At 70.9% G+C, this 15,311-nt stretch carries 13 protein-coding genes; 7 read left to right on the top strand and 6 right to left on the bottom strand.

What is annotated here, in order from left to right:
* Positions 1–12: 12 nt before the first annotated feature.
* Entirely contained in the window at positions 13–1,494 is a 1,482-nt protein-coding gene (locus tag BST44_RS07705) for a carotenoid oxygenase family protein (RefSeq protein ID WP_083176285.1), read from the bottom strand.
* Positions 1,495–1,556: 62 nt separating this feature from the next.
* Here BST44_RS07705 and BST44_RS07700 point away from each other — a divergent pair, with 62 nt between their 5' ends.
* Positions 1,557–2,267: a TetR/AcrR family transcriptional regulator gene (locus BST44_RS07700; RefSeq protein ID WP_142274394.1), complete on the top strand. Its 711-nt coding sequence runs from the start codon at positions 1,557–1,559 to the stop codon at positions 2,265–2,267.
* A gap of 58 nt (positions 2,268–2,325) precedes the next feature.
* On the opposite strand, the gene rplL is transcribed toward BST44_RS07700, so the two are convergent.
* From rplL to BST44_RS07675, 5 genes are all read right to left on the bottom strand, one after another.
* Positions 2,326–2,718 (bottom strand): 50S ribosomal protein L7/L12, encoded by a 393-nt coding sequence (rplL, locus tag BST44_RS07695; RefSeq protein ID WP_007167798.1) that lies wholly within the window; start codon positions 2,716–2,718, stop codon positions 2,326–2,328.
* A 45-nt stretch (positions 2,719–2,763) separates the two neighbouring features.
* Complete coding sequence (gene rplJ, locus BST44_RS07690; protein ID WP_083176283.1) at positions 2,764–3,381, bottom strand: 50S ribosomal protein L10; 618 nt, start codon at positions 3,379–3,381, stop codon at positions 2,764–2,766.
* A 275-nt stretch (positions 3,382–3,656) separates the two neighbouring features.
* Positions 3,657–4,565 (bottom strand): ROK family protein, encoded by a 909-nt coding sequence (locus BST44_RS07685; protein WP_083176281.1) that lies wholly within the window; start codon positions 4,563–4,565, stop codon positions 3,657–3,659.
* Between the two features lie 5 nt (positions 4,566–4,570).
* Positions 4,571–5,182, bottom strand: coding sequence for a DUF7158 domain-containing protein (locus BST44_RS07680; protein ID WP_083176279.1), 612 nt, complete (start codon positions 5,180–5,182; stop codon positions 4,571–4,573).
* The gene (locus tag BST44_RS07675) at positions 5,179–9,336 is read right to left on the bottom strand and encodes a glycoside hydrolase family 38 N-terminal domain-containing protein (RefSeq protein ID WP_083176277.1); all 4,158 of its coding nucleotides are present in this window, start codon (positions 9,334–9,336) and stop codon (positions 5,179–5,181) included. The genes BST44_RS07680 and BST44_RS07675 overlap by 4 nt, the downstream gene beginning before the upstream one ends.
* A 38-nt stretch (positions 9,337–9,374) precedes the next feature.
* Here BST44_RS07675 and BST44_RS07670 point away from each other — a divergent pair, with 38 nt between their 5' ends.
* From BST44_RS07670 to mmaA4, 6 genes are all read left to right on the top strand, one after another.
* Positions 9,375–9,968: a DinB family protein gene (locus BST44_RS07670; protein ID WP_083176275.1), complete on the top strand. Its 594-nt coding sequence runs from the start codon at positions 9,375–9,377 to the stop codon at positions 9,966–9,968.
* Between the two features lie 41 nt (positions 9,969–10,009).
* Positions 10,010–11,356, top strand: coding sequence for an ABC1 kinase family protein (locus BST44_RS07665; RefSeq protein ID WP_142274393.1), 1,347 nt, complete (start codon positions 10,010–10,012; stop codon positions 11,354–11,356).
* Positions 11,357–11,364: 8 nt separating this feature from the next.
* Positions 11,365–12,282: an alpha/beta fold hydrolase gene (locus tag BST44_RS07660; protein ID WP_083176273.1), complete on the top strand. Its 918-nt coding sequence runs from the start codon at positions 11,365–11,367 to the stop codon at positions 12,280–12,282.
* A gap of 87 nt (positions 12,283–12,369) precedes the next feature.
* Positions 12,370–13,230 carry a cyclopropane mycolic acid synthase family methyltransferase gene (locus BST44_RS07655; RefSeq protein WP_083176271.1) on the top strand — a complete coding sequence of 287 codons (861 nt, stop codon included), beginning with the start codon at positions 12,370–12,372 and terminating at the stop codon, positions 13,228–13,230.
* 117 nt (positions 13,231–13,347) lie between these two features.
* On the top strand, positions 13,348–14,229 hold the full coding sequence (locus BST44_RS07650; protein WP_083176269.1) for a cyclopropane mycolic acid synthase family methyltransferase: 882 nt from the start codon (positions 13,348–13,350) through the stop codon (positions 14,227–14,229).
* Between the two features lie 83 nt (positions 14,230–14,312).
* Positions 14,313–15,209 carry a hydroxymycolate synthase MmaA4 gene (gene mmaA4 / locus BST44_RS07645; protein WP_083176389.1) on the top strand — a complete coding sequence of 299 codons (897 nt, stop codon included), beginning with the start codon at positions 14,313–14,315 and terminating at the stop codon, positions 15,207–15,209.
* Positions 15,210–15,311 lie beyond the last annotated feature (102 nt).

Raw genomic sequence — 15,311 nt, 5'->3', positions numbered from 1 at the left:
ATTCGACGCGCGTTAGCCAGTCGGCGCCCAGTTGCCGTGGAAGCCCATCGGCACCCGCTGCGGCAGGTGCACGGTGGCCATCGACTCCAGCGTCCCCGCGTCCAGCAACACCAGCTGGCCCTCGTCGCGGCCGCGGTGGTAGCCGTAGCCCATCAAGACGCCCTCGTCTTCCGCGGCGGCGCCGGGGTTGGGCACGAAGGACATCTCGCCCAGCAAAAGGTCGGGATCCAGCGGCGCGACCGCGCGGGCGCCGGTGGCGTAGTCGTGCTTGTAGAGGGCGGAGGCGCCGCCGGAGAAGTACGCACCCACGGTGTAGCCGAACCGGTGGCGCCCGCCGAGCACGTCCTCGTTGATCCGGGGGAATTCCTGCGGCTGGTCGTCGCGGCATTCGGTGGTGACCGCACCGGTCGTGAGGTTGATGGTCCAGCGGTCCAGCGTGGGGGGGGTCTCGCCGGGCCCGCGCCGGTCGCGGTCGAACATCCGCGCGTAGCGCACCACGTCGAGGACCAGGACCTCGGCGCCGTCGCGCAGCTCGGAATAGGCGTTGAGTGGGTGGTAGACGTAGCAGGGTTCGATGTCGAACCAGCGGACGTCGGAGTTGCCGCCCTCGCGGGGCATCACCCCGATGCGCGCCGGGTATTTCGGGTTCCACGCGTAGGGCATCCGGTCGGAGTGCTTCGGGTTGCGGTTCATCATCGCGTTGACCGGGCCGGGTACCCGCACGCGCCCGATCAGCGCCTGCAGCGCCAGCCGGGCCGGCAGCCCGAGCCAGCGGGGCGCGGTCACCGGCAGCACCTGCGCCGGGTCGAAGGTCACCGGCAGGTCGTAGATCACCACGTATTTGTCGGTCAGCGAGAAGTCGTGCATCATCGGCGACCCCGACACCTCGATGTCGACCGTGCGGCGGGCCCGCCCCTGGGTGTCGATCACCGAGTACTGCACGGTCCGCCCGCGGGCGAACGAGTAGGAGACGGCGTGCAATTCGCCGGTGCGCGGATCGCGGTGCGGATGGGCGGTGTAGCCGCCGCTCAGGGTGCCGTCGAAGTCGCACGTCCCGACGGTGTCCAGCTCGTCGGTGAGCTCGTAGTTGGCGACGCCGCCCTCGACCAGCGCCAGGGTGCGCCCGGCGTGGGCCAAGACGTTGGTGTTGGCGCCCAGCGAGAGCATGCCCGCCCGCGGCTCGAGCCGGGCCGGCGTCGGCTCGCCCAGGCCGGCGCACACCGAAAGGCTGCGCACCCAGCGGTTCCGGTACCAGCGCGCCTTACCGTCGCGCAGCGCGACGCCGTGCACCATCCCGTCGCCGCTGAACCAGTGGTAGGTGGCCGGGTCGACCTCCTCGGCCGGGTTCGGCCCGTTGCGCAGATAGCGCCCGTCGAGGTGCTCCGGGATGTGCCCGGTGACCGGCAGGTCGGTCGCGGTCACCTCCGCGCGCACCGGCGCCAGCACGCCGTCGAGGTAGGGATTGCGGGCTTCGGCGATTTGCGCGGACGTCATGTCTGAGCTCCTATAACATTGATATGACGTTGTTATAGGCACCGTACGCCGCGGATGGGAAGATGGCAACGATGACCGCAGAGACGAGCTCGGGCGCGACGCAGGGCGGGCAGCGCGATATCCGGGAGGGGCTGCTGTCCGCCGCGGTCAGCCTGCTGCACGAGCACGGGCCGGACGCGCTGCAGACCCGCAAGGTCGCCGGCGCGGCGGGGACGTCGACGATGGCGCTGTACACCCATTTCGGCGGGATGCGCGGCCTGATCGCCGAGGTCGCCGCCGAGGGGCTGCGCCAGTTCGACGCCGCGCTGACGCTGCCGCAGACGTCCGACCCGGTCGCGGACCTGTTCGCGACCGGCGCGGCCTACCGGCGCTACGCCATCAAGCATCGGCACATGTACCGGCTGATGTTCGGCAGCACCAGCGCGCACGGCATCAACGCGCCGGCGGACAACGTCCTGACGTTGTCGGTCGCCGACATCGAGCGGCACTACCCGAGCTTCGCGCACGTGGTGCGCGGCGTGCATCGGTGCATGCTCGCCGGCCGGATCAGCGCGGGATCGCCGGGCGACGACGCGACCGTGGTGGCCACCGCGGCGCAGTTCTGGGCGCTGGTGCACGGGTTCGTGATGCTGGAGTTGGCCGGCTATTACGGCCACGACGGGGCCGCGGTGCTGCCGCTGCTGGCGTCGATGAACTCGAATCTGCTTGTGGCGCTCGGCGATTCACCCGAGCGGGTGGCGCAATCGCTGCGGGCGGCGACGCGGACCGACTGAGCACGCGAAAGCCCCCGGGTGCCGCCAGCGCGGTCCCGGGGGCTTTCGTGCGATGGAGCTACTTGACGGTGACGGTGGCGCCGGCGGCCTCGAGCTTGGCCTTGGCCTCGTCGGCGGCCTCCTTGGCGACCTTCTCCAGCAGCGGCTTGGGCGCGCCGTCGACCAGGTCCTTGGCCTCCTTGAGGCCCAGGCCGGAGACGATCTCGCGGACCACCTTGATGACGCCGATCTTCTTGTCGCCGGCGGCCTCGAGGATGACGTCGAACTCGGACTGCTCCTCGGCGGCCTCGGCGGGGGCGCCACCGGCGGCCGGGCCGGCCGCGGCGACGGCGACCGGGGCGGCCGCGGTGACCTCGAAGGTCTCCTCGAACTTCTTGACGAAGTCGGAGAGCTCCAACAGGGTCATTTCCTTGAAGGCGTCGAGCAGGTCGTCGGTAGACATTTTCGCCATGGTGGGTGGGTCCTTCCTTGTTTTCCCAGGTTTGCGGGGGTTGGTTTATTCGGCTTCGGCCGGTGCCTCGGCCGTTTCGGCCGGTGCCTCGGGGGTTTCTTCGGCGGGCGCCGCCGGTGCTTCTGCGACCGGAGCGGCGGGCTCCGGCTCGGCGGGCTTCTTCTCCTGCAGGGCGGCCAACAGGCGGGCCATCTGCGACGCCGGGGCGTTGAACAGGCCGGCCGCCTTGGCCAGGTTGCCCTTCATCGCGCCGGCCAGCTTGGCCAGCAGCACCTCGCGCGACTCGAGGTCGGCGATGCGCTCGACCTCGGCGACGCTCAGCGCCCGGCCGTCCATGTAGCCGCCCTTGATGACCAGCGCCTTGTTGTCCTTGGCGAAGGTCTTGATGGCCTTGGCGGCGTCGACCGGCTCGCCGGTGACGAATGCGATGGCGGTGGGCCCGGCGAACAGCTCGTCGAGACCCTCGACGCCGGCCTCCGACGCCGCCCGCTTGATCAGCGTGTTCTTGGCCACCGAGTAGGTGGCCGATCCGCTCAGCGACCGGCGCAGGTCGGCCAGGTTGGCCACGGTCAGGCCGCGGTATTCGGTGATCAGGGTCGCGGTCGCTTCCCTGAACTGCTCGGCGATGTCGGCGACGGCGGTGGCTTTGTCAGCCCTGGCCATGCGTACCTCCTGATGTGAAGCCTTGCGACGTGTCGTCTGGGACCACCAAAGGAACGCCTGAAAACGAAGTACGCCCCGGCGCAGGATGCGGCCGGGGCGTGCAAGGCGCCGGCGCGAGCCGGCGTTACTGCCTCGTCCTCCTGCGTGGGCCGCCGGGATGCTCCCGGACCTTCAACCGATAACTCGGTGACCGACGGTCTTCGGTGGATCGGCAACCAGGATAGCCCGGGTCACCCCCCGCGGCCAAAACGGCGGCCCCGCGCGGGCGGTGACGGTCAGCGCAGGGACGCCAGCCTGGCCGCGCCGACCAGTCCGGCCTCGCCGCCGAGCTCGGCGGGCACCACCCGCAGGCCCGCCAGGAAGTCCAGCCGGGCGTATTCGGCCAGCTTCGCCCGCAGGGGGTCGAAGAGCAGCCGACCGGAGTTGGCGACGCCTCCCCCGATGACGACGAGGTCCAGGTCGCAGACCGCGCCGACCGAGGCGATCATCGCCGCGAGCGCGGTGGCCCCCCGGGCGAATGCCCGCTCCGCCACCGGATCCCCGGCCGCCGCGGCGGCGGCGAGGCCGCGGGCACCGGCGCCGGGCGGCGCGGACCAGCCGTTGGCCCGCGCCCAGCGCACCATCGACGGGCCCGACGCGATGGCCTCGACGCACCCGCGCCCGCCGCAGGCGCAGGGCGGGCCGCCGTCCTCCACCACCACGTGGCCGACGTGCCCGGCGTTGCCGGTGCGGCCGGTGTACGGGACCCCGCCGAGCACCAGTCCGCCGCCCACCCCGGTGGACACCACCATGCCCAGCAGGAAGTCCCCCCGGCGGCCCGCACCGCGCCAGTGTTCGCCCAGCGCCATGCACAGGCCGTCACCGCCGAGCCGGACGGGCACGCCGGGCACGGCGGCCGCCACCCGGTCGCGCAGCGGGAAGCCCCGCCAGCCCTTGATGTTGACGGGGCTGACCGTGCCGCCCGGCAGGTCGATGGGGCCGGCCGAGCCGATGCCCACGGCATCCACCGCCCCGCCGGCCGCGCCCAGCGCGTCGGCGATCGCCGCCTCGACGGCGGCCCAGACCTCTTCGGCCGGGCCGCCGCCGGGCGTGGGCCGGACGACGGTGTGCACCAGCGTGCCGTCGGGATCGGCGAGGCCGGCGGCGATCTTGGTGCCGCCGATGTCCAGGCAGAGGGTGAGCATGGCGGTCAGTGCCGGTGGGTGTTGTCGGGCTGGCGGGGGTCGCCGGGATGCTCGTAGCCGGGCGCGAGCCGTACCAGCGCGGCCCGCCGCGCGTCCAGCCAGGCCCGGAAGGCGCGGCGGCGCGCGGCGCCCTGCAGGTGGTCGGCGATCGCCGACCGCACGTCCGGCAGCGGCGGCGCGGCCCGCGGCGGGGCCCGCCAGCCGTGCCGGTCAGGGCGCGGCGGGGCGAACCGCAGCGGGTTGCGGGCGTGGTAGGCGGCGATTTCCCCGTCGCCGACGCGAACCCCGGCGGTGACGGCCGCGAACAGCGCCCGCGCGCGGGGGTCGGCCAGCGCGGCGGCGGCCACGCTGCCCAGCTCGAGGCGGGCCGTCTCGTCGGGGAGCAGCTCGGCCTCGCCGGGCGCCCCGCGTTCGCTCAGGCCGCGCGCGCCGGCCTCGGCGGCGACGACCCGCTCGGTCACGATCAGCTGGGTCAGCCAGCGCCGCAATTGGCGCCCCTCGCTGGTATCGGCGGCCGGCAGCGCGGCCGAGCGGGGCCCGCCGCGCAGCCGCGCTTCGGCCGCGTCGACCTCGCCCACCAGCACCGGCACCCCGGCCACGGTCGCGACCACGCTCATGTCACCGTCACCCGCACCGCCGGGGTGTAGAGCAGCCGGCCCGCGCAGCCGACGCGGACCAGCGCCCACCACTGGCCCGGGCCCAGCCAGGGCGGCGGGCCCACGTCGAAGCGGAGGCCGGCGGCGCCGCGGGCGGGCAGCGTCGCGCCCACGGCGGCGGGGCCCAGCCATTCCCAGGTGCCCCACGGGCTGATCAGATGCGCCTCGAGCGCCAGGTCCGCCCCGGCGCGGCTGCCGACGGTCATCGTCAGCGCCGCCGAGTCGCCGGCGGCCACGTGGACGTCGGCGGGCCCCTCGACGAGATAAACCGGCTCGGCCTGCCCGCACGCCCCGACCTCGACCAGGCAGACGTCCTCCACCGGCTGCCGCCAGGCGGCCGGCGCCTCGTCCGCGGTGATGCGGAGCCGGGCGCGGACCGGGTACAGCCCGGGCCCGGCGGGCGCGGGGACCGAGATCGCCACGTCGGTCTCCCGGTGGTCGCCGGTGCGAAGCGTCAGGGGCAGCTCGTCGGGCTTGGCCGACCAGCCTTCCGGGCACACCAGGGTCACCGTCCCGGTCAGGGTCGCGTCGCTGCAGTCGCTGACGGCGGTGAGGCGCAGCCGGACCTCGCCGCCCGGCTCGGCGCCCACCCGCGGGGGATGCAGGTGCGCGACGGCCGGCAACCCTCCGAGCGGGGCGGGGCCCCGGTTGTGCAGCCAGTAGCGCGCGTACAACGGCTCGGCCGTTTCGGCGGGCGGCGCGAGCGGGCCGGACGCCGCCGGGACGGGTTGCGCCTCGACGCGGGCCAGCACGGTGGCCACCTGGTACCCGTGCAGGTCCAGGGGGCGGTGGCCCTCGCGCGGGTTTTCGAGGAGGTCGGCCTCGCGGAAGTCGGCGAACTCGGCGACGTCCGAGCGGATCGTCACGCCGGCCCCCGCGCCCGTCGTTTCCACCAGGCGCAGCGCCACCGCGCGCGGGTCGACCGGCCGCGGGCTGCCCGCCGCCAGCGGGTTGCCGGCCGCCTTGAGGGCCGCCAGCCGCACGCCGCCGGCGGCGTCGACGCGCAACAGCGATCCGGATGCGGGCAGCGCGCCCGTGGAACGGGCGACGGCGAGCAGCGGGTGGGAGAACTGCGCGCTGCGGTCGGGGAGCTCGGCGCGCCGCCAGTCGCCCGCGCCGCAGACCAGCGCGTAGTCGAACGCGTGCGTCCAGTGCTGCAGCTGGAAGTTCGAGCCGTCCGGGGCGGTGCGGCGCGGCTCGTCGATCCAGACGCCCGACGGCCAGCCGGTGCAGGAGCGCAGCAACGCGGTGTGCAGGGTGCCTTCGGCGTCGACGGCGAAGCTGGGCACCCCGCGGTTGAGCAGGGCGACGGTGCGGTCCTCGAAGGGCTCCATGCCCGACGGGGCCCGCTGGACGACGACCACCTCGGCGTCGGCCAGGTCGTCGGTCACCGACGCGATCGCCGCGCGCAGGTCGTCGTCGTCGCGCCCGGCGATGACCAGCACGGGCAGGGCGGCCGGCGCGCGCAGGTCCGCGCCCGGCACCCACACCGCCGCCAGCGGCGTCGCGGCCGGCACCCAGACCCGGGCCCGGCGCGTCGCCGCCAGCTGGCGGTCGAGTTCCGCCGCGTAAGCCGGACCGGCCTGCGCCAGCACGGCCGCGGTGAAGGCGTTGCGGCCCGGTCCGCCCAGCGCGATCCGCACGTCGGGCAGGTTCGAGTCGACGTCGAGGTGCCCGTAGCGCGGCTTGTCGGCGCCGCTGCAGGTGGCCGTGACCCCGGCGCGGACCAGCGCGACCATCAGCTCCCGCGCCAGCGGCCCCGACTCCGCCTCGTCCGGCGAGACCACCTCGGCCACCGAGACCGCCCGCACCCCGTCGCCCACCCGGAAGCGCGCCGCCGAGGACAGGCCGAACCAGCCGTAGGCGGGGTTGTCCAGCGTCCAGGGGTGCTGCGCGGTATCGACCGATTCGGCCCCCCGTCCGGGCGGGTGCAGCAACGCGAAGCCCCGCCCGACGACGGCGTCGCCGACCTCGCTGACCGGCATGGCGCCCGGTATCGGGCAGGGCCAGCGCAGCCGCACCAGGCGGTCGGCCCCGGTGAACTCGTCGATGGTGGTGCGGCAGTCCACGCGCGCCACGCCGCGCCACAACGTCAGCGTCTGGGTGTACCGCGCCACGGTGCCGATCCGCCCGGTGACCACGAGCCGCTGCCCCAGCGGACCGTGGTAGGCCCGCGCCCGGGCCGGCGACGCCGACGAGCACACCACCGGACCCTTGGGCAGCAGGTGCCACGGGCCCTCGGCCTGCCTCGGATGCGCCGCGTACTCCTCGTAGACGGCCAGCTCGTTGCCGACCCGGCCGGCCGCGATCAGCTGGCGGCCGTCGTGCACCAGGGACACGACTCCCCCGCCGCGCGCCGGGTCGACCGCGAGGCGGTAGTGCTCGTTGGCGATCGCCGCGCCGGGCAGCGGTTCCCAGCCGGCCGGGCCGTCGTCGGCGACGAGCCGGTAGGCCCTCCAGCCCAGCGACGGCACCCCGCGCGCCAGCCAGGTGACCGACCTGCCGCCGTGCTCGACGTGCGCGGGCATCTCGGTGCCGTCCGGGTCCAGCACCCGGACGCCGGCCGCGAGCGGCGATTCGAGCCGCGCGGTGACGACGTCGGTGCGCTGCTGGGCCAGCGGGTTCCACACCACGACGTCGCCGTCGACGAGGCCGGACAGCGCCGCCAGCGACGCGTCGCGGGTCGCGCGTCCCAGCTCCCACGCGTCGCGCCAGCCGGTCAGCAGGTCGAGGTAGACCTGGTCGGACTCCGAGCCGGTGATGGCGTCGTGGTGCGCCCCGTACGCCAGCTGAACCCACGCCTTGGCCAGCGCGGCCTGCGGATACTCGGCGCCGGCCGTCAGACCGGCAAACACGGCGAACCGTTCGGCCTCCAGGACGGTGTTCTCCGCGGCCCGGTTGGCCTGCTTGGTGTCGATGTAGGACACGTCCTTGCCGGTGTAGATCGGGTTCATGTCGCGGGTCTGCGGCGACGGCGCCCGCCCGTCCTTCGCGAGTTGGGCGCGCACGGCCGCGAAGAACTCCCTCGGCAGCGCGCACACGAACCGCGGCCAGGTGTAGCGCGCGGCCCAGTCGCGGTGGATGGCGGTGACCCACTTGTTCGGCGGCGTGTAATCGGTGCCGACGGGCAGCAGCACGTTACGCGTCAGCGCGACCCGCTTGAGCTGGGCGAACACGGCGTAGGTGGCGTCCTCCGCGTCGGCGAGCGAGGCCGCCGAGTCCATCCCCCAGCCGGCCCCGTAGTGCGCGGGCATGTAATGCGTGAGCAGGCCGCGGCCCGACGGCGAGATCCACTCGAACTCGCTGCAGAACTGCATGCGGTCGACGTCGCCGCCTTGCGTCGGGCCCCACTGGTGATACGGGCCCCGCGCCCACGAGCTCGACGTCAGCCCGGCCTCGGCGGCCAGCCCCGGGAACTGCGGGTCGTGGCCGAACACGTCCAGCTGCCAGGCGGTGGCCGGATCGGCGCCCAGCACGTGACGCTGAAAACCCATGCCGTGCACCAGGTTTCGGATGGTGGTCTCGGGGCTGGTGAGGTTGGTGTTGGGTTCGTTGTAGGTGCCGCCCATCACCTCGACGCGGCCCTGCGCGAGGAACCGGCGCAGGTCGGCGCGGTCCTCGGGATGGGTGTCCCAGTAGGGCTTGAGGTAGTCGACCTCGGCCAGCACGAACTTGTATTCGGGCTCGCGGCGGGCCATCTCCAGGTGCGCGTGCACCAGCTCGAAGCTGTTGGCCTGGCGGCCCGGCGGGTCCTCGACCCACTCGCTGGTGTAGGCGCCCTGGGTGTTCCACCAGACCGGGTCGTAGTGGAAGTGGCTGACCATGAACATGGTCCAGCCGGGCTCGGCCACCAGGAATTCGAAGGCGACCTCGGACGTCCTGCCCGCGCGCAGCCGGGCGGCCCGGCGCTGACCGACGACGGGGCGGTCCACGTCGACCGGGACCTCGACGACCTCCTGACCGGCCGCGGCGAGCGCCTGCCCGCTCAGGCCGTCGCCGTCGACGCGGATCGTCGTCGGCTCGGCGCAGCCCGACAGGGTGACCCGTGCCAGCTGCAGCGGCGCGTCCGGAGGGCCGACGAACAGCTCGGTCGAGCGTGCCGAAACCAGCTGCATCCCCGCACTTTACGGCGCGGGGGACCTAATATCCGGTAATGCCCGCTCTTGCCCGGCCCGCGGCCGACGAACGAAGCGCCCTGCGCGAATACCTGGCGTATCACCAGAGCGCCTACTTCGCGGTGTCCTACGGCCTGACCGACGAACAGGCCCGGTCCACCCCGTCGGTCAGCGCGCTGTCCATCGGCGGGCTGGTCAAGCACGCCACCGGGATGCAGCGCAGCTGGATGGCGCGGGTCGCCGCGGCGCCCGACGCACCGCCCAAGGACACCCGACCGTTCGAGCGGATCGCGCAGGAGTTCGCGGACCAGCACGTGATGCGGCCGGACGAGACGCTGGACGGGCTGCTGGCGGCCTTCAGAGAACAGAACGCGGCGTCGCTGCGGCTGGTGGAGACCGCGGACCTCGACGCGGCGGTGCCCGTCCCGAAGGACATCCCCTGGTTCCCCAGGGACCAGGAGGCCTGGTCGGTGCGCTGGGTGGTCCTGCACGTGATCAACGAGCTGGCCCGGCACGCCGGGCACGCCGACATCATCCGCGAATCCATCGACGGCGCCACCATGTACGAGCTGATCGCGGCGCTCGAGGGCTGGGCGATCCAGGGCTGGGTGCAACCCTGGAGGCCGGCCTAGAGGATTGGGACTTGCCAGCGCCGATTTGGCAGACTGCTGGGATGAGTTCCGCCAAGCATCGAGAGGTGGCCAGGCTTGACCGGGTGCCGCTGCCGGTCGAAGCGGCCCGGATGGTGGTCACGGGTTGGCAGGTCACTCGCACCGCCGCTCGCGTCATCACCAAGCTGCCGGGCAGGGGGCCGTGGCAGCAGAAGGTGGTCAAGCAGCTGCCGCAGACCTTCGCCGACCTCGGCCCCACGTACGTGAAATTCGGGCAGATCATCGCGTCCAGCCCCGGCGCATTCGGCGAATCGCTGTCCCGCGAATTCCGCGGCCTGCTCGACCGGGTGCCGCCCGCCGACACCGACGAGGTGCACAAGCTGCTCGTCGAGGAGCTCGGCGGCGACCCCGCCGACCTGTTCGCCAAGTGGGAGGAGACGCCGTTCGCGTCGGCGTCCATCGCCCAGGTGCACTACGCGACCCTGCACACCGGCGAGGACGTCGTCGTCAAGATCCAGCGGCCGGGCATCCGCCGCCGGGTCGCCGCCGACCTGCAGATCCTCAAGCGCTTCGCCCAGGCCGTGGAGCTGGCCAAGCTGGGCCGCCGGCTCTCGGCACAGGACGTGGTCGCCGACTTCTCCGACAACCTGGCCGAGGAGCTGAACTTCCGGCTCGAGGCGCAGTCGATGGACGCGTGGGTCTCGCACCTGCACGCATCACCGCTGGGCCAGGGCATCCGGGTGCCGCAGGTGCACTGGGACTTCACCTCCGAGCGGGTGCTGACGATGGAACGGGTGCACGGCATCCGCATCGACGACGTCGCCGCGATCCGCAAGGCCGGGTTCGACGGCACCGAGCTGGTGAAGGCGCTGCTGTTCTCGCTGTTCGAGGGCGGGCTGCGGCACGGGCTGTTCCACGGCGACCTGCACGCGGGCAACCTGTACGTCGACGACGCGGGCCGCATCGTGTTCTTCGACTTCGGGATCATGGGCCGCATCGACCCGCGCACCCGCTGGCTGCTGCGCGAGCTGGTGTACGCGCTGCTGGTCAAGAAGGACCACGCCGCGGCGGGCAAGATCGTCGTGCTGATGGGCGCCGTGGGCACCATGAAGCCCGAGGCCCAGGCCGCCAAGGACCTGGAGAAGTTCGCCACCCCGCTGACCATGTCGACTCTGGGCGACATGTCCTACGCCGACATCGGGCGGCAGCTCTCGTCGCTCGCCGACGCCTACGACGTCAAGCTGCCCCGCGAGCTGGTGCTGATCGGCAAGCAATTCCTCTACGTCGAGCGGTACATGAAGCTGCTCGCGCCCAAATGGCAGATGATGTCCGATCCGCAGCTGACCGGCTACTTCGCGAACTTCATGGTCGAGGTCAGCCGCGAGCACCAGCCCGACCTGGAGGTGTAGGGCACTCGATGGAGATCCGCACCGGGCACGCCACGGTCTTTGATCCTCAGGGCGACCTGAAGCTGTACTACGAGGACATGGGCGACATCGACGACCCGCCCGTGCTGCTGATCATGGGCCTGGGCGCCCAGCTGGTGCTCTGGCGCACCGCCTTCTGCGAGCGGTTGGTGGGCCACGGGTTGCGCGTCATCCGCTACGACAACCGGGACGTCGGCCTGTCGAGCAAGACGCAGCGCGCCGGCTCGGGGCAGCCGCTCGTGACGCGATTGGCCCGCTCCTTTCTCGGCCTGCCGAGCGAGGCGGGCTACAAGCTCGAGGACATGGCCGACGACGCGGCGGCGGTGCTGGATCACCTGGGCATCGAGGGCGCGCACATCGTGGGCGCGTCCATGGGCGGCATGATCGCCCAGATCTTCGCCGCGCGGTTTCGCGAGCGGACCAGGACACTCGGGGTCATCTTCTCCAGCAACAACGCGGCGTTTTTGCCGCCGCCCGGTCCCCGCCAGCTGTTGGCGCTCATCAAGGGCCCCCCGCCGAGCTCGCCGCGCGAGGTCATCATCGACAACGCCGTCCGGGTGAGCAAGATCATCGGCAGCCCGCGCTACCTGGCTCCCGAGGAACAGCTTCGGGCCGAGGCCATCGAAAGCTACGAGCGAAGCTTCTATCCGTGGGGCGTCGCCCGGCATTTCGACGCCGTGCTGGGCAGCGGCAGCCTGCGGCCCTACAACCGGCGGACGGTCGCGCCCACCGTGGTGATCCACGGCCGGGCCGACAAGCTGATGCGGCCCTTCGGCGGGCGCGCGGTGGCCAGGGCCATCGACGGCGCCCGATTGGTGTTATTCGACGGGATGGGACATGATCTGCCACAGCAGTTGTGGGACCAGGTGATCGGCGTGCTGACGAGCAACTTCGCCGAAACGAGCTGAGCCGAAAACACTCGAAAGAAACGCTTCCCCTGCGATCTCAGTCCATGTCGGGGGGTTGTACGGTTGTCGAAGGAGGTGGGTCCACCAATGGCCAAGCTGAAGCCGTATTACGAAGAGTCGCAGGCAACCTACGACATTTCAGACGACTTCTTCGCGCTGTTTCTCGACCCGAACATGGTGTACACCTGCGCCTATTTCCAGAACGACGACATGACGCTGGAACAGGCGCAGCTCGCCAAGCTCGATCTGGGCCTGGGCAAGCTGAACCTCGAGCCGGGGATGACGGTGCTCGATGTCGGGTGCGGCTGGGGCGGGGCCGTGGTCCGGGCGCTGGAGAAATACGACGTGAACGTCATCGGCATCACGCTGAGCCGCAACCACTACGCGCGCACCAAGGCCCGGCTGGCCGCGATCCCCACGACGCGCCGCGCCGAGGCCCGGCTGCAGGGCTGGGAAGAGTTCGACGAGCAGGTCGACCGGATCATCAGCTTCGAGGCCTTCGACGCGTTCAAGAAGGAACGCTGGCCGGCGTTCTGGGACTGGGCCTACAAGACGCTCCCCGACGACAGCCGGATGATGATGCACAGCATCTTCACGTATCCGCAGTCGCAGTGGAAGGAGCGCGGCATCCCGATCACGATGTCGGATCTGCGTTTCTTCCATTTCCTCGGTAAGGAGATCTTTCCCGGCGGCCAGATGTGCGGCGAGCCCGACATCGTCGACAATGCGAAAGCCAGCGGCTTCTCGGTCGAGCAGATCGAATATCTGCGGCCGCATTACGCGCGGACGCTGGAGATCTGGGCGGCCAATCTGGAGGCCAATCGCGAGCGCGCGATCGCCATCCAGTCCGAAGAGGTGTACGAGCGCTTCATGCGCTATCTGACCGGCTGCGCGGGCCTTTTCCGCAAGGGCATCTCCAGCGTGGCCCAGTACACGCTCACCAAATAGCGCCGGGCGCAAAAACTCCGGCCCACACGCGCGCAAATGCCCCGTTTTCGGGGCCCGGCGAGTAGGGTCCCGCGCGGATGGCCACCTCTCAGTGGTGCCGTCCCCTCGGGAGGACAGATGTCTGACAACCCGGCCGGCGCTGTTCGTACGCGATCCAACCTGGACGACGTGCGGGCGCACTACGACCTTTCCAACGAATTCTTTGCGCTCTTCCAGGATCCGAGTCGCACCTACAGCTGCGCGTATTTCCCCCGCGAGGACATGACCTTGCAGGAAGCGCAGCTGGCCAAGCTCGACCTGACCCTGGGCAAGCTCGGGCTCGAGCCCGGGATGACCTTGCTCGACGTCGGCTGCGGTTGGGGGTCGATGTTGAAACGCGCGGTCGAGCGCTACGACGTCAATGTGGTCGGGCTGACCCTGTCCAGGAATCAGTACGCCTATTGCCGGGAAGCGCTCGACGGGATGGACACCCGCCGGTCGCGGCGGGCGCTGCTGTGCGACTGGGCCGACTTCAGCGAGCCGGTGGATCGCATCGTCACCGTCGAGGCGCTGGAGCACTTCGGCTTCCACCGCTACGACGATTTCTTCAAATTCGCCCACACCGCCCTGCCCCGCGACGGGGTGATGGTGCTGCACTCGATCACCGGATTGCACGCGAGACAGGTCATCGAGCGCGGCCTGCCGCTGACGATGGAGGTCGCCAAGTTCATCCGGTTCATCGTGACCGACATCTTCCCGGGCGGTCGGCTGCCGATGATCGAGACCATCGAGGAGCACTCGGCGCGGGCCGGGTTCGAGGTGACCCGGGTCCAGTCGCTGCGGTCCGACTTCGCCCGGACGCTCGACCTGTGGGCCGGCGCGCTGCAGGCCCACAGGGACGACGCCATCAGGATCCAGTCCGAAGAGGTGTACGACCGCTACATGAGGTACCTGACCGGGTGTGCCAAGGCCTTCCGGATGGGCTACATCGACTGCAACCAATTCACGCTGCAAAAGTAAAGTTCGGTATCGTTGCACGTCACATCCCGAGGCAAGTGCGCCCGTCATCCGCAGTGAACTTCATCCAGGAGAACAAGACGAAAATGGCTGATCAACCGGCTAGCCCCACGAAGATTCGGACGGCTCCCGAGGACATCCAGGCGCACTACGACGTCTCCGACGACTTCTTCGCCTTGTTCCAAGACCCGACCCGGACCTACAGCTGCGCCTACTTCGAGCGCGACGACATGACGCTGGAAGAGGCGCAGTACGCCAAGATCGACCTGAACCTGGACAAGCTGGACCTCAAGCCGGGCATGACCCTGCTGGACATCGGCTGCGGCTGGGGCACCACGATGAAGCGCGCGGTCGAGCGGTTCGACGTCAACGTGATCGGCCTGACGCTGTCGAAGAACCAGCACGCCCGGTGTGCGGAGGTGCTGTCGTCGATCGACAGCGACCGCTCGCGTGAGGTGCGGCTGCAGAACTGGGAGGACTTCAACGAGCCCGTCGACCGGATCGTGTCGATCGAGGCCTTCGAGCACTTCGGGCACGAGAACTACGACGACTTCTTCAAGCGGACGTTCGACATCATGCCCGACGACGGCCGGATGACCGTACAGAGCAGCGTCAGCTTCCACCCGTACGACCTGGCCGCCCGCGGCAAGAAGCTGACGTTCGAGACGGCCCGGTTCATCAAATTCATCATCACCGAGATCTTCCCGGGTGGCCGGCTGCCGTCCACCCAAATGATGGTCGACCACGGCGAGAAGGCGGGTTTCGTTGTGCCCGAGCCTCTTTCGCTGCGTCCGCACTACATCAAGACGCTGCACATCTGGGGCGACAACCTCGAGGCGAACAAGGACAAAGCCATCGAGGTCACCTCCGAAGAGGTTTACAACCGCTACATCAAGTACCTGCGCGGGTGCGAGCACTACTTCACCGACGAGGCGCTCGACGTGAGCCTGGTGACCTATCTGAAGCCGGGGGCCGCGAAATAGTCCGGGCCTAGCCCGGCTCGCGTTGTCGGATCGTCCGCGCGCCGTTCGTCAAAGAGGTAGAGAGTGAAACAGCCGGTTTCGCTCGCTACCCGGAGGTGACGA

Source organism: Mycobacterium scrofulaceum (genome assembly GCF_002086735.1).
In the GTDB taxonomy this organism is placed as follows: Bacteria; Actinomycetota; Actinomycetes; order Mycobacteriales; family Mycobacteriaceae; genus Mycobacterium; species Mycobacterium scrofulaceum.
Note: the sequence above shows the minus strand (reverse complement) of the source record. Positions and strands in the feature narration are given on the sequence as shown.